The following is a 26,596-nucleotide window of genomic DNA, read 5'->3' on the forward strand; positions in this document are numbered from 1 at the left end:
GGCCGCGAGCGGCAGCAAGAGGCTTCCCGTCCACATCAGCCACTGGGCCGGCGTCGCACCGAGCCAGGTGCCGCGCTGCAGCCACTCGGGCATCCGCTCCTCGAGCCAGCTGCCCCGCTCCTGCCGGCGCAGGTCCGGCACGCGCGCGAGGGATTCCGAGGAGACCAGCCAGGCATCGCCCTGGCCGGGCTCGCGAACGCGGACCAGGAACAGGTCGACCTCGCGGTCCCCGACCGTCAAGGTCAGCTTCTCGCGGTCGGCAGGTAGTCCGTCGTCGAGCCGGCCGTTGGGGTTCGGACTCAGGCTGGTGAGCGAACGGGTGAAGTAGCGGTCCAGTACGGTGCCCAGGTCTTCCGCCAGCGCTTCACCCTGGCGCGAGCTCCTCGCTCCGAGCTGGAGATAGCGAGAGGCCAGCATCAGTTCCCCGCGGTGCACGGCGCGGCTGAAGCCGGTGACGGTGCCCAGGGGCGAGTCGCGCCCCAGGGCGTCGGGCGCTCGCGAGACTTCTTGCGGCGCAGCCTGGACAGGCGCGGGCTGCGCCAGCGAGACCGGCGGGCCTGCGTGCAGGGTGAAGGCGAGGAGGAGGGCGCAGCCGGCCACGCGTGCAAGGCGGGGGGCTGGCATCCATGCGCGCTTCCGGGTCGTCATGCCGAACCTCCTGTCGCCAACCCTCCGGTTGCCCGATGCAGCGTACCGTCCGCAGCCCTGCAGCGCGCATCGGACCTTGGTCCCATTGACATCACCCTGGGCGCGCCCTTGCGGCCGTCGTGAGAGCGATCGGTTTGCAAGTCAATGGGCCCATCGTCCAATGGCAAGGCCGCCAGGCATGCGCAACAAAAGCGGCCCGGCGCGTGGCGCGAACATCCGTCCAGGCGACGGACCCATCAGGAGGCCCCATGGCACGCGAACAACAGCATGACGACACGCTGAATTCTCCTTACGCGCACACCGCGCCGCACGACGACTCCGCCACGCGCGCAATGCAGGACCCCGATGCACGCGCTCGGGAACTGGAGGAACAGATGACCGATGACGAGCGCTTCTCGCTCATCATCAGCGTGCTCGGCTACATACCGGGCAGCGCCGTCGGGGGGCGCGACCCGCGGCTTCCCGCGGATCTCGGGAACATGAGTGCCGGCTACACGCCCGGCGTTCCGCGGCTGGGCATTCCGGCGATCCAGAGCAGCGACGCCAGCATGGGGATCACCAACCCGGGCTACCGGCCGGACGACCCGGGCGCCACGGCATTCCCGTCCCTGATCGCCCTCGGCGCCAGCTTCAACCCGGAGCTCGTCCGCCGGGGCGGCGAGGCGATTGCCCGCGAGGCGCGCATGCGCGGCTTCAACGTCCAGCTGGCCGGCGGCTGCAACCTGGCGCGCGACCCGCGCAACGGCCGCAACTTCGAGTACTTCTCCGAGGATCCCTGGCTTAGCGCGGTCATGGCCGCCGAACAGGTCAACGGCATCCAAAGCCAGGGCGTGGTCTCCACGCTCAAGCACTACACGCTCAACTGCAACGAGACCAACCGCCACTGGCTGGACGCGATCATCGACCCGGATGCGCATCGCGAGTCGGACCTGCTCACCTTCCAGGTCGCGATCGAGCGGTCGCAGCCCGGCTCCATCATGAGCGGCTACAACAAGATCAATGGCGAGTACGCGGGCGGGAACGACCATCTCCTCAACGGCGTGCTGAAGGGCGCCTTCGGCTACAAGGGCTGGGTCATGTCCGACTGGGGCGCCACGCCGCACTGGGACTTCGCGCTCAAGGGACTCGACCAGGAATCGGGTGTACAGGGGGACGCGATGCTCTGGAAGGCCAAGCCCCTGGCCGAGCCCTTCACGGAGCCGCTGCGAAAGGCCTATGCCGAAGGCCGGTTCCCCAAGGCGCGCCTCTCCGACATGGTGCGACGCATCCTGCGTTCACTGGTCGCGGTCGGCGCGGATCGCTGGGGGCCAGCCCCCGAAGTGGACATGGATCGGCACAACGACATCGCGCTGGAAGGCGCGCGCCAGGGCATCGTGCTGCTGAAGAACGAGAACGCGCTGCCCTTGCCGACGGACAAGCCGCTCAGGATCGCCGTGATCGGCGGCTATGCGCAGCAAGGGGTGGTCAGCGGCACCGGCTCTGGCGCGGTGGCGCCGGTGGGCGGCTTCGCGGGGGTCATCAAGATCGGTGGCGCGGGCGTCATGGGCAAGCATCGCAATCTCTTCCTTCTCCAGCCCTCGCCTCTGGAGGAACTTAAGAGTGCGCTGCCCAAGGCGCAGTTCGATTTCGACCCCGGCTACACGCCGGCCGAGGCGGTGTTGACGGCCCGGCGCTGCGACGTGGTCATCGCCTTCGGGATCCGCGTCGAGGGCGAGGGCTTCGACATGCCCGACCTGTCGCTGCCCTGGGGCCAGGATGCCGTGATCGATGCCGTGGCCAGCGCCAACCCCAACACCATCGTGGTGCTGGAGACCGGCAACCCCGTGGACATGCCCTGGCGCGACAAGGTCAAGGCCATCGTGCAGGCGTGGTACCCCGGGCAGGCCGGCGCCCAGGCCATCGCCGATGTCCTGGCGGGAAAGGTGAATCCGTCGGGCCGGCTCCCGATCACGTTCCCGCAGAGCCTTGCCCAGACGCCGCGGCCCGAACTGCCCGGCCTCGGAACGCCGTGGGGCACCCCGGTCACCATCGACTACAACGAAGGCGCGGAAGTCGGTTACCGCTGGTTCGCCCGCCAGAACGAGCAGCCGATGTACGCCTTCGGCCATGGGCTGGGCTACACGAGCTTCGGGTACGGGGGGCTGGAGGTGGAGGGTGGTGACACGGTCACGGCGAGTTTCACGGTCACCAACACCGGTGACCGGGCCGGTGCCGACGTGCCGCAGGTGTACCTGGCCGCCGCTCCCGGCGATCCGCGGCTGCGCCTGCTCGGCTTCGAGCGGGTGGAACTCCAGCCGGGCGAATCCAGGCGGGTCAGCGTGACCGCGGATCCACGGCTGCTCGCGCGCTTCGACGGCCAGCTGCAGAAGTGGCGCCTGGACGGCGGCGACTACACCGTGGTGCTGGCGCGTGCGGCCAATGCTCCGGTCGAGCGCAGGAAGGTGCGACTGGATCGACGCGTCTTCGGTGCGTAGGCGCCTACGGGGTGGGCGGCCCGTCCTTGTTGCGCGCGTTACCGGTTGCGAATTCGACTTGATCCGGGTGCAGCCCGTTCCTAAAACAGCAGGTCGGAGGTCGCAACCGCCTCCGTAGCCGAAGGAGGGTTGCCCATGCCCCACGATCCGCCAACTGTCCAGCAGGTCCGCGCCGGCGGACAGGATGGGCGACCCCAGGTGCACGTCATCGATGACGATCCAGGCCTGCGTCGCGTGCTCTCGCAGCTGCTCACGAAGAAGGGCCATTCCGTGGTCGCCCACCCGGATGCCGACAGCTTCACGGCGCTGGCGCCGCCGCTGCCGCATGGCTGCATCCTGCTCGACGTGGCGTTGCCCGGCGCGGACGGCATCTCGCTGTACCGGAGGATCGCCGGCGACCCGGACACGCTCCCGGTCGTGTTCCTCTCCGGGTGCGCCGACGTGGCCACCTGCGCCAGCGCCATGCGGGCCGGTGCGATCGACTTCCTGCCCAAGCCGGTCGATGCCAGGCAACTGCTTGCGGCCGTGACGCGCGCCCTCGCCGTGGACCAGGCCCGGCGCATGCGCTTGGCGATGCGCCAGAGCGTCGAGCACCGCATGGCGCTGCTGACCACCCGGGAGCGCGAGGTGCTGGTCCACGTGATGGACGGGCGCCTGAACAAGCAGATCGCGGCCGACCTGCAGATCGCGGAGAAGACGATCAAGGTGCACCGCGCGCGCGGCCTGCACAAGATGGGCGTGCGCTCGGCGGTGGAACTGGTGCGGGTCGTCGACCGGGCTTTCCTGGCCTGACGCCGCTTCGTCGGCCTCGTCACCGGAGGCATGCAGTGAAGGCATTGAAGATCCTGGCCACCGTGCTGCTGGGACTGCTGCTCCTGGTGGTGGCCGCGGCAGCGGTGCTCGCCTGGCGCTTCGATGCCGACTGGACGCGGCGCCGGATCGAGCAGGCAGTGCTGGACCGCACGCAGCGCACGCTGCGCATCGAGGGCGATTTCTCGCTCGCCTTCTATCCGTCGATCGGCTTGAAGCTGGGCAAGGCCCGCCTGAGCGAACCCGCTTCCCCTCAGCAGGCATTCGCCAGCGTGGAAGGCGCCCACGTATCGGTGCAACTGATCCCGCTGCTGTCGCGCCGCGTGGTCGTGGACCGTGTCGAACTGGACGGCGTCCGCGCGCGCATCGTGCGCCGCAAGGACGGCTCCTTCAATTTCGACGACCTGGCCGGCAGGGGCGGCGGACAACCGGGCGCCACGTCGGCACCCGCTCCAGCTGCCCAGGATGAGCCCATTGCGCTGGACATTGCCGGCGTACGCATCGCGCGATCGGCCGCCGTGCTGGTGGATGAGAAGGCCGGCCGCAACATCGAACTGGCCGACGTCAACCTCCGCACGGGGCGCCTGTCGCAGGCCGCTGCCAGCGGGCCGCTGGAAGTCGCCTTCCGCGCCACGGCCGGGCAGCCGCGGCTCGCGGCGGCGATCCAGCTCGCCGGCAACTACCGCTACGACACCGCGCAGGCGCGCTATGCGCTGTCGTCGCTGGACCTGGATGTGCAGGGCGACGTGCTCGGGTGGCAGCAGGTCCGTGCCGCGGTCGACGCCGGCGAGGCGAGCTTCGATGGTGCCCAGGGCATCGCCGTGAAGTCGCTGGTGGCCACGCTCGCGGGGCGGCTCGGACAGGACGCCCTCCAGGCGAAGTTCGAGGTGCCCCAGCTGGCGGCGGCGAACGGGGGCTCCTCCGCCGCGAACGCCACCGGCAGCATCAAGCTGGCAGGCCCGCAGCGCCAGCTGGATGCCAGCGCGAACCTCAGCGGAGTGCAGGGAAGCGCCATGCAATGGGACGTCGGCAACCTCGGCGTGCAATGGAAGTTGCAGCAGGGGCCGCTGGCCTCCAGCGGCCAGCTGGCCGGGTCGGTGCAGGCCCAGCTGGAGCCGCAGCGCCTCGTGCTGTCCAAGGTCACCGGCGATCTGCAACTGGCGCACCCGCAACTGCCCATGAAGCAGGTGCAGCTGCCGCTGCAGGCCTCGGCCCGCCTGGACTGGGGGCGGTCGCAGGCGAGCGGCGAGTGGTCCACCCGCCTGGACGACAGCCACATCCAGGGTCGCTTCGAGCTGGCCCGGTTTTCGCCGTTGGCGGCTGTCGTCGACCTCAAGGCGGACCGGCTCGACGTGGATCGCTACTTCCCGCCGTCGTCCGGTGCCGCTGCGAAGGCCGGCGCCACCTCCGCCCCCGCCTCTGCGCCCGCCGCTGCCAAGGCACCGGGTGGTGCGAGCGGCGAGGGGGACCGCATCGACCTGTCGTTCCTGCGCGGGCTGGACCTGCGCGGTACGGCGCAGGTCGGCGACCTCAAGGCGCGCAACCTGAAGCTCAATGCCGTGGCGGCGAAGTTCCAGGTGGACCAGGGACGAATGGAGGTGAACCCGCTGTCGGCGCGACTCTATGGCGGCAGCCTCGCGGGATCGCTCGCAGCCCAGGCGGACGGCAACCGCGTGGCGGTCCGGCAGACGCTGGACAACGTGGCCATCGGACCGCTGATCCGGGACTTCGCGCAGAGCGACGTGCTCGAGGGCCGCGGCCGCCTCGTGCTGGACGTGGGCACCGCGGGCCCGACCGCCCAGGCGATGCGCCAGGCCCTGAACGGCACGGCGCGGGTGAGCCTGCGCGACGGGGCGGTCAAGGGCATCAACCTCGCCAAGTCGCTGCGTCAGGCCAAGGCGATGCTGAAGGCCGGCGGGCAGGAAACCACGGGCGACCGGACCGAGAAGACCGACTTCTCGGAGTTGACGGCGAGTTTCCGCATCACCAACGGCGTCGCGCGCAGCGACGACCTGGACGCGAAGTCGCCCTTCCTGCGTGCCGGGGGTTCCGGGACCATCGACCTGGTCCATGAGCGGCTGGACTACCTGGCCAAGGTGACGGTTGTCGGCACTTCCAAGGGACAGGACGGGCGGGAATTTGAGGACCTGCGCGGCCTGACCATCCCCTTGCGCGTCGCCGGCTCCTTCGAGGACCCGAGCTTCCAGCTCGACTGGGGTGGCCTGGCCGCCGGGCTGGCGAAGCAGCAGGTGCAGGAGCGGGTGGAGGAGAAGGTCAAGGAGCGCCTGGGCGAGCGGCTGGGCAAGCCACTCGGCGGGAAGTCGCTGGGCGACGCCCTGCGCGGCCTGCGACGCTGACGGGCCCCGCTCCCGGGCGTCCATTGGCCGAAGGTCCCATGGCGCCCGTCGCTGCGCTGCGGCAAGTTCCGCTTCCGCGTGTGTGATCCGCGCGGCCTCACCCGTGTGCGAAGGAGGTCGACCATGAGCGTGCAGTCGCTGGTGCTGGGCGGCATCACCCTCAGCATTTTCCTGACGGTCCTCACGCAAGGCATGCAGGCCACCGTGGACAGCCTGCGATCGCTGTTCGCGCGGCCGGCGCAGCTGGTCCGGGCGATGCTGGTGATGTTCGTGCTCGGGCCGGCCATCGCGGTGCTGGTGTGCAAGCTGTTCTCGCTGCACCCGGCCCTGATCGTCGCCATCGTGACGCTGTCCGTCTCGCCGGTCGGCTCGGCGTTCACCCAGGCCATGCTGCCGCTGGTCACGCGCGAAGGCAGCTCGCGCGCCCACGGGCTGTTCTTCGCGAGCGCCGTGCTGTCGATCGTGCTCACGCCCCTCGCCGTGGAGGGCGTGCAGTGGTCGGTCGGCAAGAGCGACGTCCACATCCAGCCCATGGCAGTCGCCCAGGTGGTGGCCGGGTCGGTGCTGCTCCCGCTGGCGCTGGGGCTCGCGCTCGGCCGCGCCTGGCCGGGCGGACGGCGCTGGATACCGGCCCTCGAGAAGCTGGCTTCGGTGCTGCTGCTGGTGTGCGCCGTCGCGATCATTGCCGGAGCCTGGTCGGCGATGGGATCGGTGATGCGCTACGGCACCGTGACCGCGCTGGTCGTCATGGTCGTACTGGGGCTCGCTTCCGGCCACTGGCTGGCCGGCCGCGACGAGGACCGGCGCACGGTGCTGGCCTGCGCGACGGTGTCACGCCATCCCGGCGTGGCCGTGGCGGTGGCGAGCCTGACCGACCAGCCGCTGGCGCCGGTCGGCGTGCTGCTGGCCGTGCTGGTGAGCGAACTGGCGTCCGCCCCCTACAAGGCCTGGCGCAAGAAGCGCCTGACGACTGTGGCTGGACCGTCGCTGCACGGAACCACCGAACCCAGGCACTGACCTTCCAACGATCCCCAGGGAGACCCGCATGAACAAGGCAGAGCCATCCGGCCGCCCGGCTCGCAGCGTCGGTTTTCCTTCGGCGGCAGAGGTGGGATGAGGCTCGTCCGGGACTTCATCGCGAATGCCGTCGTCGGCGGCCTGCTGGTCGTGCTGCCGGTCTGGCTGGCCTTGTTGCTGCTGTTCAAGGCGGTCGCCGCCATCGCGGTGCTGGTCCACCCGGTGGCAGCGCTGCTGCCGGACTGGGCGGCAGCACCGGAGGCGGTCGCGCTGCTGATCCTGCTGGCCGCGTGCGCGCTGGTCGGCCTGGCCGTGCGCACGACGCCCGGGCGCGTCGTGCGCGAGCGCCTGGAGAAATCGTTCTTCGGCCGGCTGCCCGGCTACGCCCTGTTCCGCAGCCTGGTGCAGCAGTTCGCCGGGCGCGCGGAAGACAACGTGTGGAAGCCGGCGCTGGCCGAGATCGAGGACGCGCTCGTGCCGGCCTTCATCGTGGAAGAGTTGCCCGACGGGCGCTACACGGTGTTCGTGCCGTCGGCCCCCACGCCGCTGGCCGGCGCGGTGTACGTGCTGGACCCATCGCGCGTCCATGCGGTGGACGTGCCCTTCACGCAGGCGATCCGCTGCGTCTCGCGCTGGGGGTCGGGCACGCAGGCGCTGGTGGCTGCGATGGCCGCCGAGCGCGGCGCCACGACGGCGGCGGAGCCTGCGCCCGTCGTGCCGCCGAACGTCGTCCCGACGCGTTGACTGGGCCGATCGTCCGTGCCGGGGCCCCGCGCTCCGCTCACGGCGCGCACGACGACTGGGGCTGCACCGACAGCACGCGCTGCACGATGAGCATGGGCTGCTGCCCCGGGCCCTCGATCCGGGGCCGCTCGGCCACGTGCGCTTCCACGGTGGCCAGTGCCGGCACGCCCGGCGCACGTCGCGCCGCGAGATAGGCGCGCTCCAGCGCTGCCGCGGCGCCTTCGGCCGCGACCGGCCAGCGCGTCCCGCTCGTGCAGTCCGTGAAGACCGCAGCGTCGGCAAGGTAGAGGTAGAGCCCCACCAGGCTGCGCGCCGCCGGCGGCTGGCCGGCCGCGCGGCGCAGCAGGAGGTCGACGTGGGCCTGGCCGTCCGGGCCCGGCAAGGGGAGAGGGTACGCGCGGTCGGTGGCGAACAGCATCGCGCCATCGCCCGCCCGGATGCGCGCCCGCACCCCGTAGCGCTCGCCTGGCCGCAGCAGGGCCGGGTCGTAGGCGATCGCGAACTGGATCGGCACGCCCGTCACGGGCTGGCGCGTGCCGGCTACCGGAACGGCCGACGCATCGGCGCGCCAGACGTTCTCGATCGTCGCTTCGAACTGTGCGCCGGGCGGCAGCGCCATGCGCTCCCGGTACGTGGCCGTGCCGGTCAACAGGGCTTGGCCGGCCGGCGGGATCGGCAGGGTGCAGGCGGACAGCAGCAGCGCGAGCGCGGCGAAGCTGCGACGGCGGCGAAGCGCGGTGACGAACATGAAGGGCTCCGGTGGGAGCACTCTAGGTCGCATGACGAACGGTGCAAGCCGATCGACGACGGACGGCCATCATGGAACTGCTGCACCCGTCGTCGCCCCTGGCATGGCGCCGGATCGCCAGGCAGGAGCAAGCTCCCGCCTGCGCCGCCTCGAAAGCCGTTACGAAATGCAGGACGATTTCGGGGACGCTTGCAGGAAGCCCTGGCCTCGCGAGACGTCTCCATGGTTGGGCCGTCCGGTCGAGCGCGGAAGTTTCCGCAAGCGCGGAAACCAGATGCAAGTTTGAAGAGCTTGGCGTCCGCCCTCACTAGGATGCCCCCGTCGGCGTTGCCGTAAGCGCGGAGGGCAGCATGCGGAGTTCGAACCAGCTTGTTCACGTGTTTGTCGTCGCCCCGCCCATGTTGTGCTGGGGCTTCGAGAAACTGGTGCGCACGTCGTGTTCGGGCATCGAGCTTTCCGGCACCGCCCGCACGCTCGACGAGGCGCTGGCCGTCGACGGGCGCGCCGGCGTGGACATGATGGTGGTGGACATCGATGAGGCCCACACCGAGCAGGCCCTGCGCGATGCAGCCCAGAGGTTCCCCGTGATGCTGCTCACCTCCCGCGAGCCGGGCGCCGTGGAGCAGGAGATGAAGGAGATCGGGGTCTATGCCGTCCTCCGCACGGGCGATTCGCCGTCCGCGCTCATCTCGGCGATCCAGCAGGGCGTGGCGGCGGCCGATCGCCGGCCGCACGGCCTGCACGGAAGCCGTCGCGCCCCCATCGCGACCGCACCGGCGCGCGAGGCCGACGATCGGGCGCGGATCGAATCGCTCACCGTACGCGAACGCCAGCTGGTGCTGGCCGTGCTGTGCAACGCAACCGCTCCCGGCAAGGTGATCGCCAGCCGCCTGTGCATCAGCGAGCACACCCTGCGCAACCACCTGACGTCCATCTACGGAAAGCTCGGTGTGCGCAACCGCCTCAGCCTGCATGCCTATGCCGCGCAGCATCGGCTCGATGGGCAGGCCGGGTTGACCGGCCAGCCTCACTGAGTCGCCGGGGGCCACCGCCCGGCGGGCCGAACGACGGCCTGCCGCGCCGGGAGTGCAGATGTCGAATCCGATCCAGCCAGGCTACCCGCGCCGGGTGCGTGCGGGCTTGCCATCACGCCGACTTCGCGGGAGGGGACATACATCCCCCCCGCCGCGCGAGTGGGTGCCACAGAATCGGCGCCGGCCCGTCCGATCGCCTCAAGGACTGCGTCCTCCACGAAAGCATGCCTTGGTTCGCCCACGTGCACCGCACGCAGGCCGCGTCGAGCGGTCCTCGCGTCCACGTGCGGCCTCGCGCCTTGCCGGTGGCGCCACGCCCGCAACCATGAGCGCGGCCGCATCCGGCGCGCTGGGCCCGATCGGCGATCCAGAGGCCTTTGGGCTGTTGCGCGACAAGCTGCTGGCAGGGCCCTGGGGCAGCGCCGCGCGCCGGGCGCTGGCCATCGTCAGCGTCCATCCGGGCGACGGCCGCAGCTACGTCTGCGCCAGCCTTGCCATCTCGCTGGGCCTGCTGGGCCGCCGTACCCTGCTGATCGACGCCGACACGGCGCGTCCCAGCCTCCACCGGCTGTTCGGGGCCGACAACCATCGCGGGCTGTCCGACGTACTGGCGGGCGTGGAGCGCGCAAGCTGCATCCAGCCGCTGTCCGCTGTCCCCATGGTCTCCCTGCTTCCCAGTGGGCCGCTCGCGTCGATGCCGCCTCAGGAGACGGCGCTGGCGGAGCTGGTGAAGGGCGCCACCGGCGATTTCGACCACGTCATCCTGGATACGCCGCCCGCCGACGTCCGGCCGGAGGCGCTGGCGATCGCCGAGGCGGCCGGGTTCGCGCTGGTGCTGGCGTGCGGCGGTTCCAGTCCCCTGGCTTCGGTGCGGAACCTGGTCGATGCGCTCGTGAACGCGGGCGTGCAGGTGACCGGGGTCGTGGTCAACGACCACTGAGGGCGGGGCCTTCCTCAGGCGGCCTCGTCCAGCCACATGGTCGCGAAGCCGATGATCACGCAGGCGATCGCCACCGCATACAGGATCCATCCGGGGAAGGACTTCTCGCGCACCGGGCCGCCCAGCACGCGCCCGGCGACCGCTGCGATCACGGCCAGGATGAAGGGGTAGATATACGTCGGCAGGTCGGACATGGGCTGCAGCTGGCTGCGTGGAGGCTGGCAACCAGTCTGCCGGGGGTGCGCTCCGGGTATGTCAGGCGGGTTCTTCCGCGTGTGTAGGAATGCGAGGCCGCAGGCCGGCCTCACCCCAGGACGGCGAAGCCGGCCGCGGCGCACATCAGCACCACCACCAGCGGCGACACGCGCGCAAGCACCAGCAGCCCAAAGGCGGCCAGGGCGACGGCGAAGTCGGCGCGGGTGTGGATGGTGCCGGTCCACACCGGGTCGTACAGGGCCGACAGCAGCAGGCCGACCACGCCGGCGTTCACGCCGGCCAGGGCGGACTGGATGGCGGCACGCTGCCGCAGCGAGTCCCAGAAGGGCAGTGCGCCGACGACCAGCAGGAAACCCGGAAGGAAGATGACGGCCAGGAACAGCAGGCCGCCCGCCCAGCCGCCGAGCGGACCGGACGATGCCGCGCCGAGGTAGGCGGCAAACGCAAACAGCGGCCCCGGCATGGCCTGGGCGGCCCCGTACCCCGCCAGGAAACCGGAATCGGTCACCATCCCGGACGGCACCACCGTGGCCTGCAGCAGGGGCAGGACCACGTGGCCTCCGCCGAACACCAGCGCGCCCGCCCGGTAGAAGCCTTCGACCTGGCCGGGGAGCCGGCCGTCCAGCAAGCCCGACAGCAAGGGCAGCCCCAGCAGCAGCACGGCGAACAGGGCCAGAGCCGCGATGCCCGCAGTCCGTGACACGCCGCTGGCGACATGCGCCACCGGTGCCTGCGGCGGCAGCTCGAGCAGCCACCAGCCAGCCACGCCGGCCAGGGCGATGGCGGCGAGCTGCCCCGTCGCCGTCGGGGCCACCAGGGTGAGCAACGCCGCCAGCAATGCCAGGCCGGCCCGGGGCTTGTCCGGGCACAGCGACCGGGACATGCCCCAGACGGCTTGTGCCACCACCGCCACTGCCGCCACCTTCAGGCCCTGGACGAGGCCGCTCGCCGCGAGCCCGGCCCAGTGCTGGACGCCGTAGGCGACCAGGATCAGCGCCAGGGCCGACGGCAGCGTGAACCCGAGCCAGGCCGACAGGCAGCCCAGCCAGCCTGCACGGGACAGGCCGAGCGCCATGCCGACCTGGCTGCTGGCGGGCCCCGGCAGGAACTGGCACAGGGCGACCAGGTCCGAGAAGCTCCTATCGTCCAGCCAGCGGCGGCGCTCCACGAACTCCGTGCGGAAATAGCCCAGGTGCGCGACCGGGCCGCCGAAGGAGGTCAGCCCCAGCCGCAGGAAGGCCAGGAAGACCTCGACCGGACTGCCGCCGCGGGCGGGGGCAGTCGATTCGGGGGAGGGCGCGACCGGTTCGGGTGGGATCACGGCGATCGACTCAAGCGGAGGCACCGGCGGGCGGCACCGTGGTCGCCAGGACCTGGGCGAGCGCCGCGGCCAGGTCGTGCGGGTCCAGCATGGCCTCGCGTGCCTGCCGGGCGGTCCGGTCCTGGTGCAGCGCGGCGCGCAGCCGTGGGGCGTGGGTGAGCTCGGCCCAGACGGGGTCCAGCTCCCCCTGGGTCGGATCGCCACCCAACGTGAGTTGCCGCGCGAAGGCCAGGCTGGCCGGCTCGGCCAGCAACATGCCCTTGCTGGCGGGGTCGAGCACCGCGGCCAGGGTCCCGGGTGGCGCCGGGCAGCAATAGATCACCTGGGCGGGCAGGCCATCGCCCCAGGGGCCGAGCTGCCGCAACGAGCGGCCGGCCAGGCGGATGCGCCCGCCGTCCGAGGCGAAGGCGTAGTTCGCGTCCGGCTCGGCCAGCGCCAGCCGGCGGAGCCCGCGCAGCAGCCGCCCGTAGTCGGTCGTGGCCGCGGCCGGCGACGCCTTGACTTCGGCCAGGAGCAGGATGTCGCTGCTGCCGCCGGGCTCGGGCTCCCACACGATGGCGGCGTCCCACTCGGCCTTGGCGCGGTCGGGTTGGCCCGGGAACTCGCCGGGCATGCGGAGGCCGCGCACGACCCGGCAACGCCCTCGGCCACCCGCAACACCGTCCAGCAGCGCGGCGGCGCGTTCGAACGCCTGTGCTGTCCTGGCCTCGGCGTTCCGACCCGACCGGCCGGATGCGCGCCCGCGTGCCAGCGCCGCCTCGCTCCCCGCCAGGGGCCCGCCCGCTGCGCACAGGGCCTGGTACCGGCGCACGCCGGGCGTGGCTTCCAGCGCCTGGGTGCGCAGCAGCCGCTCGAGCGCTGGATCCCGGAGCAACGCGTCCAGCCCGGCGCGAACCGCAGTCTCTTCGGGGAGCATGGTGGCCAGCAGCTGCCGTCCTTCCTGTTGCAGCAAGGCCCATTCGCCGGCCGAGGCAAGCCGATGCAGATGCTGCAGTGCCTCACGCGCGGAGCCCGGCGCGTGCTGGCGCAGCTTGCCCGGATGGGCGATCGCATCGACGGCGGTCCGGACCCGGCGCCGATCGGCAGCCGACAGCGCGGCCAGCTGCAGGTAGCCATCCACCTGCGGGTCCTGCGAACGCAGGACCAGGGCCTGGAACGCCGGATCGCCTCCCGCAGGCGTGAGGGCAGTGCGGATCAGTCTGGCCAGTCCCCAGGTGAAGCCCTCCTGCGCCTGGCCGGGCAGGGGCGAGCCGGATTCCGCGGACCGGCGAGCGGCTTCGAGCGAGAAGGCGACCGCGGCTTCGGCGCCGTCCGCCACGGCGGCCGCCGGGTCTTGCGGCAAGGGCGGCAGGCGAAAAGGCCTGGGCGTCGACCGCAGCGCCGCCAACAGCAGCGCTTGCACGCGAGCCGCGGGGTCCGGATTCATTTCAAGGTCGGCGTGCGGCACGGTCCAGGGATTGTGGCCCCGCAAATCAATTGGCTGCGGTTTGCGCTCGCCGAAATGCACGGCGGCCCTGAACGGGCCGCCGGGTATTGCCGGAGAAGGGCCGCCAGGGCCCTGCGGATCAGCGCACTTCCAGGTCTTCCAGGGTCTTGCCGCTGGCCAGCGCTTCCGTCACCCAGCGCGGCTTGCGACCGCGGCCGCCGGACCAGGTTTCGCCATTCGGGCCCCGGTATTTCGCGGGCTTGGCTGCCGCCGGCGCGCGGCGCTTGGCAGAGGGGCTGCGCCGGGTCGCGCCGGCGAAACCGAGGTCCTGCGGGGTCAGGCCGAAGGCCTTCATCTTGGCCTTGATGTCCTCGATCGCCTGCTCGGTCTCGCGCTGGCGCAATTCCTCGGCCTGCGCCATCAGTTTTTCGGCCTGAGCCTTCAATTCCAGGTAGGTTGCCAATTGCGCTCCTTTTGTTCGAAGAGAGGCGAATTTAACCCGATTGCCCGCAATTCAGGAATACGTGGCGCGCTTTTGATCGCAATTCACTAATTGCAGCCATGAGGCCGTCAGGTGCGCGCGAGCGGGCTGGGCCGGGATCGCAGCCCTTCCGGCAGCAGGTCGTCGAACATCTCGCCGACCTGGGAAATCTGCTCCAGTGCAGCCGCTTCGCCGTGGCTGCGCGACAGCACGGCCATCAATTCGCCGCGCATGAACCAGAGCGATTCGACGCTGACGGCGTAGCGGATGCGGCGCCGCACGGTGTTGGCGCGCTCGGATTCCTCGTCGGCCAGCAGGTCCAGCATGCGATGGCGGATGTCCTCGATCGTGATGATGGTGTCCGGGTCGTCGCGCGACGATCCGAGGCTGCTGCTGAAGATGGCATGCAGGCTGTTGCGCAAATTGGGTTTGAACCAACGCATGAGTCCTCCTGGGTGGCGCTCAGGCGCCCTCGCGGGATGGGTCCGACGACGCCGGCTCCAGGGCCAGCAGTTCGGTGACGGCGAGCCGGGCCAGTCCGGGCGGAATGGGGGCAGGGTGGGGTTGGATGGCGGCCAGCTCCTCCAAGGGGGCGAAGCTGGCGTGCAGCCGGCGGTGCTCGGCCCCGGCCGAGGGTCGGGTCACGCCGAAGCCGATGCGGCGGCGTTCCTCGGGCGAGAGCTCGTCGACCAGGTTGCGCGTGATCCAGATGGCGCCACCGCGGGCGCTGCGCGCCAGTTGCGCGGCATGGTCGGCGGCATCGCCGACCACCGTCAGCTCGATGGGCTCGGCCAGGCGCAGGGGCCCCAGCCATTCATGGCCTTCGTCCACCCCGGTGTTCATGCACAGCTCCACGTTCCAGCCCTTGCGCGTGCGCCATCGGCTGCTGACCTGGCCCATCGCCTCGCGCACCTGCTGGGCCGCCGCCAGGGCGCTCCACAGGTAGCTGGGGGAGTGGCGCGGCAGGAAGTGGCAGACCATGCCTTCGCCCGGGTGCCGCCCATGGTGGCCGCCGTGGCGCACGAAGATGCGGTCCAGCTCGATCCAGATCTCGTTGACCAGCTCGAAGTACTCGCCGGCCGGCAGCTGCAGCCACAGGTCGCCGGCGCCCTCCAGCGTGCTGACCAGGACGGCCACCGGCGTGAGGATGGGGGCGGGTGCCTGGCGCGAAGGCAGGGGCGGCTGCCGGGCCCCTGCGACCGTCGCCGGGGCCGCAAAGGCCGGGCGGACCGCCTCCGGGCTGGCCTGGGGGGAGGGTTGCGCCGGCGTCCGGGAGGGTGTGGCCCGGTAGACGGGAGGTTCGTTCGACGTTGCGGTACCCGCTGGCGCCGTTGGGGCTCCTGCGAAACGGGCGGCGATGCGCGCGATGCTCCAGCCCTCGCGCTTGAGCCGCTGGATCTCCGCGATGCGCTCCACCGTGCCGTCCGGGAAGTAGCCGATGCGCGGCGCCGCGCCGTCGCCCGCGCCGGGCGCCTGCACGTCCGGCCGGGGCAGCAGCCCGGTGGCGATGTAGTTGTTCAGGGTGGCCCGCGAGATGCCGGTCCGCTCCAGAACGTCCTTGCTGGTGAGCACGGGGAGGTCTCTGTTTGAACAGTCTTGGACTATGATCAAGTGTCCAAGCGAGTCTGTCAAGACAGAGTTGCCAGTCTGTGGTTAGCGTGAGACAGGGATCTGTCCAATTAAGCCCATGGACAATGTCTAAGTCAAAACGTAGACAGTTGGACAGATGAGTCGGCGCACCTACGACGCCCGCCACCCGACCCGTGCCAGTGCTTCGCCCAGGCGGCCCCGCGAGTACGCCAGCCCGTGGTACAGCACCACCACGCCGCGGGCCCAGCCGAGGTAGAGGGCCTGCCAGCGCAGCGCCCTGGCCACGGCGAACACGCGCGGGCTCCAGCGCGAGACATGGGCCCGGATGCGGTACAGCAGCCGGCGCGGGCGCGCCAGGGTGCCGGCATCGGCCGCCACCCGCTTGCGCGGCTGCAGCCGCCGCCGTGGCAGCAGCCGGGCCGCGAGCCCCTGGCGCCAGCTCAGCCGGTAGGCCAGCCCTTCGCGCCGCTGCCGCAGGCCGGCGGCCTGGGTGCGCTGCACGAAGCCGGCATCGGCCGGCGCCAGCGCCAGCCGGCCCTGGGCCACCGCCTCGTCCAGCACGGCGTGCAGTTCGCGCGACCGCACCAGCACCACGTTGGTCCCCCGGCCGTCCTGGGTGTAGGGCTCGACCCAGGCGTCGCCGAAGGCAATGTCGGCGGTCTCGGCCACCACGTCGTCGCAGGCGTTGCAGGCCCGGTTCTGGAAGAAGCCCGATCCCCAGTCGCCCTCGGCCAGGTGGAACCAGTCGCGCTGCACGGTGCGGCCGTCGCGCAGGCGAAGCTGGGCGGTGTACCAGCTGGCCGGGCGGTCCGGGTCCTTGAGCCGGTAATCCACCCCCACCACGTCGGCCAGGTCCACCCCCAGCTGCCAGGCGAAGCTCTCCAGCAGCCGGGCGCTCTTCATGTGGCCGCAGAACAGCCCCAGGGTGAAGCGGATCCGGTCGCGCACCAGGGCGTCGTCCCGCCGCAGCAGCTGCACGGCCTTGATGAAGCAGGGAATGCCGACCACGGCGTAGCGCCCGGGCGTGGCGCGGATCTGTTCCAGCACCCCCGACAGCTCGACCGGGTAGTAGCGTGACTTGGCTCCGGCCGCCAGTTCCGCGGGCGTGCGCGACAGCCGGTAGCGGAAGAAGCGCCCATCGGCCGCCGGGTCCGCGACCGGGGCCACGTGGGCGACCGCGTCCACCAGGCCGCGCCGCAGCAACTCGGCGGCCACCCAGGTCACCATGCCGCCGGAACTGCCCTGCTCGCGGAAGCGCCCCTCGACCACCGCGCCGACGTAGGCACCCTCGTAGCGGCCCACCAGCGGGTCGAGGTGGGCGGCCTGGGGCCACAGGTCCTGGGCCAGCCGGGTTTCGTCCACCGCCCAGGGCGAGGACGGGCAGATGCGGGCGAGCTGCGCATCGGGCCGCCCCAGCGCCCGCCGGTTGCCGGCCGGTTGCAGCTGCCCGTCGCGGTCCCAGTCCATGCGGCGCCACGGCGCCCCGGGCTGCGCCGCGCAACTCCCGCAGCCCACGCAAAGGCCGGAGCGCACCACGTCCCGAGGGGCGAGCTGCGGCGCCGGGGTGGACGGGGCCGGGCTCATGCCACCGCCCGGTCCGGCTGCAGGGCCTCGGCCAGGCTGGCGTGCGAGGCGGCGCGGCATTCGGCCAGCCGCTGCCCCAGCGAGAGCGGCAGCGGGTGGTCCAGCGCAGCGGCCAGGGCCCGGGGGCCGGCGCCTTCCATCGCCAGCCGGTCGCCGCAATCCAGGTGCCTCAGTAGCGAGCGCACCTTGATCGACCGGTACGGCGAGTCCTCGCAGGCGAAGGGCCTGCCGAAGCGCAGCGCGAACACGCAGCCGTGGAAGAAGTTCGTCAGGACGGACCCCGCCTGCGCGAGGCAGGCGGCGAAGTCCTCCGGTCCGGGGTCCAGCCATTGCTCGTCGGCCCAGTCGTTGCGATAGCCGATGCTCAGCAGGCGCAGCCCTTGGTGGCGGGCCCAGCGCCGCGCCGCGTGCTGGAACCAGGAGCTGAAGCTGTGGCCGTAGACGATGGCCGTGGCGGGCCCGCGGACGGCGGGGGACGCGGGCCCGGGCTCGAACTGCAGGCAGGGGTCCAGCACCAGCGGGCACTCGATGCCGGCGGCCTGCTGCAGCAGGTCGCGCGAGTTGTGGTCACGCACCGAGATGCTGTCGAAGCGCAGCAGCCGGCGGGTCCACTCGGATTGCAGGCCGCGCGCGGCCGGGTAGTTGCCGAAGGTGCAGGCGTGCGCGACCAGCCGGCGCGCGCGGATGCCTTCGCCGAAGAACAGCCGGCAGGCGGCGTACCAGGGGTGGTGGAAATTCCACATCTCGTCGCTGCCGACGACGACCGCGTCGAAATCGTCCGGGTGGCCGGGTTCGTCCAGACTGAACGCAGCCGTGCGGGGCAGGGCGTCGACGGCCTCGGCGAAGCGGCGCACCTTGCGCGCATAGGCCGGGCGGTCGGCGCGGGGCGAGGGGTGTGGCTGCAGCGGATCCAGCGCGCAGCGGTACTCGAGGCGGGCCAGGCGGGGCGTGCGATGGTCCAGCAACCGCGTGTCATGCCCGAGCGCGCGCAGGCCTTCCAGCAGGCAGCGGGCCTGCCAGTACGAGCCGTAATTGATGCAACGGTGCAGGGTGAGCAGGCCGACTTTCACGCCGCACCCCGCGACAAGGGGTGGATGCGGGTGGGGCCTGGCATGGTGGGAATGCTGCGGCACTCCCGCGGGCGGGGCGATCAGCGGCAGGGGCCATGCCGTGTAGGGCCGCGCCGACAGTCGGCGCGACACCCGCCCGGTCCGCCGCCCGGCGGCCGGACGGGATGCGGATCGCGCCTACTGCATCTGCTGCTTCACGCTGGAGATTTCCTGGTGGGCACGCTGGACCGCCTGCTGCGTCTGCTGGTCGACCTGGCTGCCGGCCTGACGGCAGGCCTGCATCGCCCGGTCGGCCGTCTGCTCCAGTTGGGCCACCTGCTGGCGCAGGGCGCTGTTCTGGCCCATCTGCTGCTGCTGCTGGCCGGCATTGGCGCAGGCCTGCTGCAACTGGCGGGCCTGCTGGTGCATGTCGTTCACGCACTGGCGAAGCTCGGGCGTGGCCGAGCCGGAGGACACGGCCTGCTTGGCGTCGTCCGCGCACTCCTCGATCTGGTCGATTCGCTGCTTCAACTGGTTGGCTTGCATCGATTTACTCCTGAGTTGGGCGCCCGGGCGGGCGCCAATGCAATCGGGAGCAACCGACGTGCCCGCCGCTCGGGCAGCGACGCGCGTAGCTCAGGCAGCCGCGCCGGGCTTGCCCGCCTGGATCATTCGCATGGCCGACGCGATCAGGGTGGAGACCTCGCTCATGTTGGCCGGCACGATCAGGGTGGTCTGCGACTCGTTGGCGACGTTGCGGAAGGCGTCCACGGCCTTCTCCGCCACTTCGAGCTGTACCGCCTGCTCGCCGCCGGGCTGGCGGATCGCCTCGGCCACCTTGCGGATCGCCTCGGCCTTGGCTTCGGCCACGGCCAGGATGGCGGCCGCCTCGCCCTGGGCCTGGTTGATCTCGGCCTGCTTCTCGCCTTCGGAGCGGGCGATGAAGGCTTCGCGCTCGCCCGTGGCGATGTTGATCTGCTCCTGGCGGCGGCCTTCGGAGGCGGCGATCAGGGCCCGCTTCTCCCGCTCGGCGGTGATCTGCGCCTGCATGGCCCGCAGGATCTCGGCCGGCGGTGTCAGGTCCTTGATCTCGTAGCGCAGCACCTTCACGCCCCAGTTCAGCGCGGCCTCGTCGATCGCCGCCACGACGGCTGCGTTGATCATGTCGCGCTCCTCGAAGGTCTTGTCCAGCTCCAGCCGGCCGATCACGCTGCGCAGCGAGGTCTGGGCCAGCTGGGTGACGGCGACGATGTAGTTGGACGAGCCGTAGCTGGCGCGCATCGGGTCGGTCACCTGGAAGTACAGGATGCCGTCCACCTGCAGTTGGGTGTTGTCGCGGGTGATGCAGACCTGGCTGGGCACGTCCAGCGGGATCTCCTTCAGGCTGTGCCGGTAGGCGACCTTGTCCACGAAGGGGATCAGGAAGTTCAGGCCGGGCGACAGCGTGGCGTTGTACTTGCCCAGGCGCTCGACCACCCAGGCGTGCTGCTGCGGCACGACCTTGATGGCGCGCACCACGAAGATGACCGCGATGACGAACAGGACCAGTGCGATTTCCATGCTTCTTCTCCTCCGGGTTGTTCGGGTTCAGGCTTTTTCGACCACGAGGCGGTTGCCCACCACCTCGCGCACTCGGTGCAGGCCGGCGACCGGGATTTCGCCCGGCAGGTGCGAGACGGTCCAGCTCGCGCCGCGGTAGCGCACCTGCGCCGTGCCGTCAGGCTGCCAGCGCTCGACCATCACGGTCTCGCCCACGTCCAGGTTGACGTCGCGGTTCTCGCCGGCCGGGGGTGCCGCGGGCTGCCGCCGGCGGAAGGCATAGCAGGCGGCGACCGCGCCGCCGCCCACCACGGCGGCCACGACCAGCTGCGCCGGGATCCCCAGCCCCAGGTGCGCCGCCAGCGCGCCCGCGGCCAGGCCGATGGCTCCCATCAGCAGGTAGAAGGTGCCCGTCACCAGTTCGGCCGCCACGGCCGCCCCCGCCATCAGCCACCACAAGGTCGATTCCGCCATCTGCGCCTCCTGTCTGCCGGCTCGTCCTTGGCGATTGTCGTCGCAAGCCCTGCCAATCCGTCAGCGGGTGCCTAAAGCGGTCCGGAATGTGCCCGGGTCGGGCGAACGGTCCGCCCGATTTCATACACTTCGCGCCTTGTCTTTCCGCCCGGCTCCGGGAGCCCCCATGAAGTTCCGCTTTCCCATCGTCATCATCGACGAAGACTATCGCTCCGAGAACACCTCGGGCCTGGGCATCCGCGCGCTGGCGCAGGCGATCGAGGCCGAGGGCATGGAGGTGCTGGGCGTCACCAGCTATGGCGACCTGTCGCAGTTCGCGCAGCAGCAGAGCCGCGCCAGCGCCTTCATCCTGTCCATCGACGACGAGGAATTCACTTCGATAGGGCCGGACGAGGCACCCGCGGTGCTGAGCCTGCGCACCTTCATCCAGGAAGTGCGGCGCAAGAACGCCGACGTGCCGATCTACATCTATGGCGAGACCAAGACCTCGCAGCACCTGCCCAACGACGTGCTGCGCGAGCTCCACGGCTTCATCCACATGTACGAAGACACGCCGGAGTTCATGGCGCGCCACATCATCCGGGAGGCGAAGTCATACCTGGAAGGGATCCAGCCGCCGTTCTTCAAGGCGCTGCTGGACTACGCCGAGGACGGCTCCTACTCCTGGCACTGCCCCGGGCACTCGGGCGGCGTGGCCTTCCTCAAGAGCCCGATCGGCCAGATGTTCCACCAGTTCTTCGGCGAGAACATGCTGCGCGCGGACGTCTGCAACGCGGTCGACGAGCTGGGCCAGCTGCTGGACCACACCGGGCCGGTGGCCGCCAGCGAGCGCAATGCCGCGCGCATCTTCAACGCCGACCACTGCTTCTTCGTCACCAACGGCACCAGCACCTCGAACAAGATGGTCTGGCACCACACGGTGGCGCCCGGCGACGTGGTGGTGGTCGACCGCAACTGCCACAAGTCCATCCTGCACTCGATCATCATGACCGGGGCCATCCCGGTGTTCATGAAGCCGACGCGCAACCACTTCGGCATCATCGGGCCGATCCCGCAGAGCGAGTTCTCGCCCGAGGCGATCAAGGCCAAGATCCGCGCCAACCCGCTGCTGGCCGGGGTGGACGCCGAACAGGTCAAGCCGCGCATCCTGACGCTGACCCAGTCGACGTACGACGGCGTCCTGTACAACACCGAGACCATCAAGAACATGCTGGACGGCTACGTCGATGCGCTGCATTTCGACGAGGCCTGGCTGCCGCACGCGGCCTTCCACCCGTTCTACGGCTGCTTCCATGCCATGGGCAAGAAGCGGCCGCGGCCGGAGAAGTCGCTGGTCTACGCCACCCAATCGGTGCACAAGCTGCTCGCCGGCATCAGCCAGGCCAGCCACGTGCTGGTGCAGGACGCCAAGGCCAACAAGCTGGACCGGCACCTGTTCAACGAGGCGTACCTGATGCACACCTCGACCAGTCCGCAGTACTCGATCATCGCCAGCTGCGACGTGGCCGCTTCCATGATGGAGCCGCCCGGGGGCACCGCGCTGGTGGAGGAAAGCATCATCGAGGCGCTGGACTTCCGCCGCGCCATGCGCAAGGTCGACCAGGCCTACGGCAAGGACTGGTGGTTCAAGGTCTGGGGCCCGGACCGGCTGGCCGAGGAGGGGATAGGCCGAGCCGACGACTGGATCATCAAGGGCGAGGCGCGCACCGCCAAGTGGCACGGCTTCGGCGACCTCGCCGAGGGCTTCAACATGCTGGACCCGATCAAGTCCACCATCGTCACGCCGGGGCTGGACCTGAACGGCAAGTTCGCCAGGACCGGGATCCCGGCGTCCATCGTCACCCGCTTCCTGGCCGAGCACGGGATCATCGTGGAGAAGACCGGGCTGTACTCGTTCTTCATCATGTTCACCATCGGCATCACCAAGGGCCGCTGGAACACCATGCTGACGGCGCTGCAGCAGTTCAAGGACGACTACGCGCGCAACCAGCCGATGTGGCGCATCCTGCCCGAGTTCTGCGCGCAGCAGCCGCGCTACGAGCGCATGGGGCTGGCCGACCTGTGCCAGCACGTGCACGAGCTGTACGCCAAGTACGACATCGCGCGGCTGACCACCGACATGTACCTGTCGGACCTGACCCCGGCGATGAAGCCCAGCGACGCCTTCGCCCACATCGCGCACCGCAAGACCGAGCGGGTGGAGATCGACGAACTGGAGGGGCGGATCACCACCTCGCTGGTGACCCCGTACCCGCCCGGCATCCCGCTGCTGATCCCGGGCGAGGTCTTCAACCGCAAGATCGTGGACTACCTGAAGTTCTCGCGGGAGTTCAACGAGGCCTGTCCCGGCTTCGAGACCGACATCCACGGCTTGGTGGAGGAGGTCGACGAGAACGGGAAGCGGCGGTACTACGCGGACTGCGTGCGGCGGTAAGGCCGCTCCGTCATCCGCGAAAGCATCGGGTCATCCTCCGCGAAGGCGGAGGATGCAGGCGCGCGCGAAGCGCACCGCAGTCCCTACTCCTCGACTCCGATCGCCACCTGGCTGAACCCGCCATCGACGTAGCTGATCTCGGCCGTGACGCCGGACGCCAGGTCGCTCAACAGGAACGCGGCGACGTTGCCCACGTCCTCGATGGTGACGTTGCGGCGCAGCGGCGCCGACCTGGCCACGATGGACAGCAGGCGCGAGAAGTCCTTGATCCCGCTGGCCGCCAGCGTCTTGATCGGACCGGCGCTGATGCCGTTCACGCGGATGCCGCGCGGGCCCAGCGAGCCGGCCAGGTAGCGCACCGAGGCCTCCAGCGAGGCCTTGGCCAGCCCCATGGTGTTGTAGTGCGGCACGATGCGCAGCGCGCCCAGGTAGCTCAGCGTCAGCAGCGAGGCGTTGTCGGACAGGTAGGGCAGGGCCGCCTTGGCCATGGCCGGGAAGCTGTAGGCGCTGATGTCCTGCGCGACGCGGAAGGCCTCGCGCGACAGCCCGTCGAGGAAGTCGCCGGCGATCGCCTCGCGCGGGGCGAAGCCGATGCTGTGCACGAAGCCGTCGAAGGTCGGCCAGCGGGCCGACAGGTCTGCGAACAGCTTGTCGATCTGCGCGTCGTCGCCGACGTCGCAGTCGAACACCAGGTTCGAGCCGAACTCCGAGGCGAACTCCACGATGCGGTCGCGGAAGCGCTCGCCGACGTAGCTGAATGCCAGCTCCGCGCCCTGCTGGTGGCAGGCCTTGGCGATACCGTAGGCGATCGAACGGTTGGACAGCACGCCCGTGATCAACAATTTCTTGCCAGTGAGGAAACCCATCGGTCTTGTCGTGAGAAAAAGACTGCAGAATTGTCGCATGCGGGCCTGGTTGCTTCTGCTGGCATGTCTCGCGGCGACACCCTCGTGGGCCGCCCATGCCTACGCCCAGTTCGGCGACATCAAGTACCCGCCGGGCTTCACCCACTTCGACTACGTCGACCCGAAGGCGCCCAAGGGCGGCGAGATCCGCATGGTGCCACCCACGCGGCCGACCAACTTCGACAAGTTCAATCCGTTCACGCTCAAGGGCACCGAGCCCTATGGCATGGCGGCCCTGATGTTCGACAGCCTGCTGACAGGCAACTTCGACGAGCCGACCACGGCCTACGGCCTGCTGGCCGAGGACGTGGAGGTGGCGCCCGACCGGCTGTCGGCCACCTTCCGCCTGCGGCGCGAGGCCCGCTTCCACGACGGCAAGCCGGTGCTGGCGGCCGACGTGGTGCACAGCTACCGCACGCTGGTCAGCGACAAGGCCGCGCCCCAGTACCGCACCATCTACCAGGAGGTGAAGCGGGCGGTGGAAGTGGATGCGCGCACGGTGCGCTTCGACTTCCTGTCGCCCAACCGCGAACTGCCGCTGATCGTGGGCGGCATGCCGGTGTTCAGCCGCGAGTGGGGCAAGGGCAAGCCCTTCGACCAGGTGGTGACGGAAGTGCCGATCGCCTCCGGCCCCTACCGCATCGCCAGCCCGCAGCTGGGGCGCGACGTCACCTACGCCCGCGACCCGAACTACTGGGCCAGGGACCTGCCGGTGCGGCGCGGCCAGTTCAACTTCGACCGCGTCAGCTTCAAGATCTACCTGGACGAGACGGCCCGCTTCGAGGGACTGAAATCCGGCGAGTTCGACTTCATGCGCGAGTTCACCTCGCGCAACTGGGCGCGCCAGTACAAGGGCCGGCAGTTCGACAGCGGCGAGCTGAAGAAGGCCACCTTCGAGAACCACAACCCGGGCGACTTCCAGGGCTACGTGTTCAACCTGCGCAAGCCCAAGTTCCAGGACATCCGGGTGCGCCAGGCGCTGGGACTGGCCATGGACTTCGAGTGGATGAACCGGCAGCTGTTCTACGGCCTCTACAAGCGCGTACAGGGCTATTTCCCCAACAGCGACTTCCATGCGGAGGGGCTGCCCAAGCCGGACGAACTGGCCCTGCTGGAGCCGCTGCGCGACAAGCTGCGCCCCGAGGTGTTCGGGCCGGCGCCCATCCCGCCTAGCACCGCGCCACCGCACAGCCTGCGCGAGAACCTGCGCAAGGCGCAGCGGCTGCTCGCGGACGCCGGCTGGACCTACCGCGATGGCGCGCTGCGCAACGCCAAGGGCGAGCCCTTCGTCATCGAGTTCCTCAACGACCAGCCCTCCATCGTGCGCATCGTCGCGCCCTTCGAGCAGGCGCTGGCCAAGCTCGGGATCGGCTGGGTCTACCGGCAGGTCGACTTCTCGCTGGCCAAGGAGCGCATGGACCGCTTCGACTTCGAGCTGACCACGCGGCGCATTCCCGGCATGGTGGCGCCCGGCGGCGAGCTGCTGGAGTATTTCGGCTCCGAGGCGGCCAGGACCAACGGGTCGGCCAACTACTGGGGTATCGCCGACCCCGCCGTGGACGCGCTGCTGCAGAAGGTGGTGCAGGCGACCACGCGCCCGCAGCTCAACGCGGCCATGCGGGCGCTGGACCGGGTGCTCTCGCACGGCTACTACTCGATCCCGCAGTACTACAGCGGCGCCTTCTTCATCGGCTACCGGGCGCAGCGCTTCGTGCTGCCGCCCGTGATCCCGCCGTACTACGAGGCCGACACCTGGGCCATGGCGACCTGGTGGGCTTCGCCGGAGAATCGCGGCGCTCCATGACGGCCTACATCCTCAAGCGCCTGCTGCTGATGATCCCCACGCTGCTGGGCGTGCTGCTGGTGACCTTCGCGATCGTGCAGTTCGTGCCGGGCGGGCCGGTGGAGCAGATGGTGGCGCAGCTGCAGGGCCGCGATTCGGGCGGCGAGCGGGCCGCCGCCAGCGGGGCGGGGTACCGGGGGCGGCAGGGGATCGATCCGCAGCGCATCGAGGAGATCAAGAAGCTGTACGGCTTCGACAAGCCGGCGCACGAGCGCTTCCTGCAGATGCTGGGGCGGTTCGCGCGCTTCGACCTGGGCACCAGCTTCTACCAGCACAAGGACGTGTGGCAGCTGGTCAAGGAGAAGCTGCCGGTGTCCATCAGCCTGGGGCTGTGGACCTTCTTCCTCAGCTATCTGATAGCGGTGCCGCTCGGCGTGGCCAAGGCGGTGCGCGCCGGCACCCGCTTCGATTTCGTCACCACGCTGGTCGTGCTGGTCGGCTACGCCATCCCGGGCTTCGTGCTGGGCGTGGCGCTGCTGGTGGTGTTCGGCGGACAGCTGCAGTGGTTCCCGCTGCGCGGCCTGACGTCGGCCAACTGGGACCAGCTCAGCCTGGCCGGCAAGGTGGTCGACTACCTGTGGCACATCGCGTTGCCCGTCACCGCCATGGTGTTCGGCAGCTTCGCGGTCACCGCCATGCTGACCAAGAACTCGCTCCTGGAGGAGATCCGCAAGCAGTACGTGCTGACGGCCCGGGCCAAGGGGCTGGACGAGCGGCGGGTGCTGTGGAAGCACGTGTTCCGCAACGCGCTGATACCCATCATCACCGGCTTCCCCTCGGCCTTCATCGGCGCGTTCTTCACCGGCTCGCTGCTGATCGAGACCCTGTTCTCGCTGGACGGGCTGGGGCTGCTGTCGTACGAGAGCGTGATCCGGCGCGACTACCCGGTGGTGCTGGGCACGCTGTTCCTGTTCACGCTGATCGGGCTGGTGACCAAGCTGATCAGCGACCTGTCCTACGTC

General features: G+C 70.4%; 24 protein-coding genes. 10 read left to right on the forward strand and 14 right to left on the reverse strand.

What is annotated here, in order from left to right:
- A partial coding sequence (locus tag VEC03_RS07990; RefSeq protein ID WP_324914217.1) for a hypothetical protein occupies positions 1 to 648 on the reverse strand: 648 nt, incomplete at its 3' end.
- Positions 649 to 896: 248 nt separating this feature from the next.
- On the opposite strand from VEC03_RS07990, the gene VEC03_RS07995 reads away from it, so the two are divergent.
- The 5 genes from VEC03_RS07995 (at position 897) to VEC03_RS08015 (ending at position 8,050) form a co-directional block, all read left to right on the forward strand.
- Complete coding sequence (locus VEC03_RS07995) at positions 897 to 3,122, forward strand: beta-glucosidase (RefSeq protein WP_324914218.1); 2,226 nt, start codon at positions 897 to 899, stop codon at positions 3,120 to 3,122.
- 135 nt (positions 3,123 to 3,257) lie between these two features.
- Positions 3,258 to 3,914 (forward strand): response regulator transcription factor, encoded by a 657-nt coding sequence (locus VEC03_RS08000; RefSeq protein WP_324914220.1) that lies wholly within the window; start codon positions 3,258 to 3,260, stop codon positions 3,912 to 3,914.
- A gap of 35 nt (positions 3,915 to 3,949) precedes the next feature.
- Complete coding sequence (locus tag VEC03_RS08005; RefSeq protein ID WP_324914221.1) at positions 3,950 to 6,289, forward strand: AsmA family protein; 2,340 nt, start codon at positions 3,950 to 3,952, stop codon at positions 6,287 to 6,289.
- Between the two features lie 123 nt (positions 6,290 to 6,412).
- The gene (locus tag VEC03_RS08010) at positions 6,413 to 7,306 is read left to right on the forward strand and encodes a bile acid:sodium symporter (RefSeq protein ID WP_324914222.1); all 894 of its coding nucleotides are present in this window, start codon (positions 6,413 to 6,415) and stop codon (positions 7,304 to 7,306) included.
- A 96-nt stretch (positions 7,307 to 7,402) separates the two neighbouring features.
- Positions 7,403 to 8,050: a hypothetical protein gene (locus VEC03_RS08015; protein ID WP_324914224.1), complete on the forward strand. Its 648-nt coding sequence runs from the start codon at positions 7,403 to 7,405 to the stop codon at positions 8,048 to 8,050.
- Positions 8,051 to 8,087: 37 nt separating this feature from the next.
- Here VEC03_RS08015 and VEC03_RS08020 read toward each other — a convergent pair whose 3' ends face one another.
- Entirely contained in the window at positions 8,088 to 8,798 is a 711-nt protein-coding gene (locus VEC03_RS08020; protein WP_324914225.1) for a YbaY family lipoprotein, read from the reverse strand.
- A gap of 377 nt (positions 8,799 to 9,175) precedes the next feature.
- On the opposite strand from VEC03_RS08020, the gene VEC03_RS08025 reads away from it, so the two are divergent.
- Both VEC03_RS08025 and VEC03_RS08030 read left to right on the forward strand, forming a co-directional pair.
- Positions 9,176 to 9,832, forward strand: coding sequence for a helix-turn-helix transcriptional regulator (locus VEC03_RS08025; RefSeq protein WP_324914226.1), 657 nt, complete (start codon positions 9,176 to 9,178; stop codon positions 9,830 to 9,832).
- A 325-nt stretch (positions 9,833 to 10,157) separates the two neighbouring features.
- Positions 10,158 to 10,772 (forward strand): CpsD/CapB family tyrosine-protein kinase, encoded by a 615-nt coding sequence (locus VEC03_RS08030; protein WP_324914228.1) that lies wholly within the window; start codon positions 10,158 to 10,160, stop codon positions 10,770 to 10,772.
- 14 nt (positions 10,773 to 10,786) lie between these two features.
- On the opposite strand, the gene VEC03_RS08035 is transcribed toward VEC03_RS08030, so the two are convergent.
- The 11 genes from VEC03_RS08035 to VEC03_RS08085 all read right to left on the reverse strand — a co-directional run bounded on the left by VEC03_RS08035 (position 10,787) and on the right by VEC03_RS08085 (position 20,452).
- Positions 10,787 to 10,966, reverse strand: coding sequence for a hypothetical protein (locus VEC03_RS08035; protein WP_324914229.1), 180 nt, complete (start codon positions 10,964 to 10,966; stop codon positions 10,787 to 10,789).
- 110 nt (positions 10,967 to 11,076) lie between these two features.
- On the reverse strand, positions 11,077 to 12,306 hold the full coding sequence (chrA, locus tag VEC03_RS08040; RefSeq protein WP_414708471.1) for a chromate efflux transporter: 1,230 nt from the start codon (positions 12,304 to 12,306) through the stop codon (positions 11,077 to 11,079).
- Between the two features lie 13 nt (positions 12,307 to 12,319).
- On the reverse strand, positions 12,320 to 13,816 hold the full coding sequence (locus tag VEC03_RS08045; RefSeq protein WP_324914231.1) for a hypothetical protein: 1,497 nt from the start codon (positions 13,814 to 13,816) through the stop codon (positions 12,320 to 12,322).
- A gap of 58 nt (positions 13,817 to 13,874) precedes the next feature.
- Positions 13,875 to 14,198 carry an H-NS histone family protein gene (locus VEC03_RS08050; protein ID WP_324914233.1) on the reverse strand — a complete coding sequence of 108 codons (324 nt, stop codon included), beginning with the start codon at positions 14,196 to 14,198 and terminating at the stop codon, positions 13,875 to 13,877.
- Positions 14,199 to 14,305: 107 nt separating this feature from the next.
- The gene (locus tag VEC03_RS08055) at positions 14,306 to 14,659 is read right to left on the reverse strand and encodes a hypothetical protein (RefSeq protein WP_324914234.1); all 354 of its coding nucleotides are present in this window, start codon (positions 14,657 to 14,659) and stop codon (positions 14,306 to 14,308) included.
- 19 nt (positions 14,660 to 14,678) lie between these two features.
- On the reverse strand, positions 14,679 to 15,788 hold the full coding sequence (locus tag VEC03_RS08060; RefSeq protein WP_324914235.1) for a MerR family transcriptional regulator: 1,110 nt from the start codon (positions 15,786 to 15,788) through the stop codon (positions 14,679 to 14,681).
- A gap of 168 nt (positions 15,789 to 15,956) precedes the next feature.
- On the reverse strand, positions 15,957 to 17,273 hold the full coding sequence (locus tag VEC03_RS08065) for a Coenzyme F420 hydrogenase/dehydrogenase, beta subunit C-terminal domain (protein WP_324914237.1): 1,317 nt from the start codon (positions 17,271 to 17,273) through the stop codon (positions 15,957 to 15,959).
- Positions 17,274 to 17,386: 113 nt separating this feature from the next.
- Entirely contained in the window at positions 17,387 to 18,460 is a 1,074-nt protein-coding gene (locus tag VEC03_RS08070) for a polysaccharide pyruvyl transferase family protein (RefSeq protein ID WP_324914238.1), read from the reverse strand.
- Positions 18,461 to 18,637: 177 nt separating this feature from the next.
- Positions 18,638 to 18,985 (reverse strand): hypothetical protein, encoded by a 348-nt coding sequence (locus VEC03_RS08075; RefSeq protein WP_324914240.1) that lies wholly within the window; start codon positions 18,983 to 18,985, stop codon positions 18,638 to 18,640.
- A 90-nt stretch (positions 18,986 to 19,075) separates the two neighbouring features.
- A complete protein-coding gene (locus VEC03_RS08080; RefSeq protein WP_324914241.1) occupies positions 19,076 to 19,999 on the reverse strand; it encodes a stomatin-like protein in 924 nt (307 codons plus the stop codon).
- A gap of 27 nt (positions 20,000 to 20,026) precedes the next feature.
- Positions 20,027 to 20,452, reverse strand: coding sequence for an NfeD family protein (locus tag VEC03_RS08085; protein ID WP_324914243.1), 426 nt, complete (start codon positions 20,450 to 20,452; stop codon positions 20,027 to 20,029).
- 166 nt (positions 20,453 to 20,618) lie between these two features.
- Here VEC03_RS08085 and VEC03_RS08090 point away from each other — a divergent pair, with 166 nt between their 5' ends.
- Positions 20,619 to 22,886, forward strand: a complete 2,268-nt coding sequence (locus VEC03_RS08090; protein ID WP_324914244.1) for an arginine/lysine/ornithine decarboxylase — start codon at positions 20,619 to 20,621, stop codon at positions 22,884 to 22,886.
- A gap of 83 nt (positions 22,887 to 22,969) precedes the next feature.
- On the opposite strand, the gene fabI is transcribed toward VEC03_RS08090, so the two are convergent.
- On the reverse strand, positions 22,970 to 23,752 hold the full coding sequence (gene fabI, locus VEC03_RS08095) for an enoyl-ACP reductase FabI (RefSeq protein WP_324914245.1): 783 nt from the start codon (positions 23,750 to 23,752) through the stop codon (positions 22,970 to 22,972).
- 37 nt (positions 23,753 to 23,789) lie between these two features.
- Here fabI and VEC03_RS08100 point away from each other — a divergent pair, with 37 nt between their 5' ends.
- Together VEC03_RS08100 and VEC03_RS08105 are read left to right on the forward strand one after the other, a co-directional pair.
- Positions 23,790 to 25,595, forward strand: a complete 1,806-nt coding sequence (locus VEC03_RS08100; RefSeq protein ID WP_324914247.1) for an extracellular solute-binding protein — start codon at positions 23,790 to 23,792, stop codon at positions 25,593 to 25,595.
- Positions 25,592 to 26,596: microcin C ABC transporter permease YejB (locus tag VEC03_RS08105; protein WP_324914248.1), on the forward strand; the 1,005-nt coding region annotated here is incomplete at its 3' end. The genes VEC03_RS08100 and VEC03_RS08105, both read left to right, overlap by 4 nt.

Source organism: Ramlibacter sp. (assembly GCF_035627355.1).
Classification (GTDB): domain Bacteria; phylum Pseudomonadota; class Gammaproteobacteria; order Burkholderiales; family Burkholderiaceae_C; genus Ramlibacter.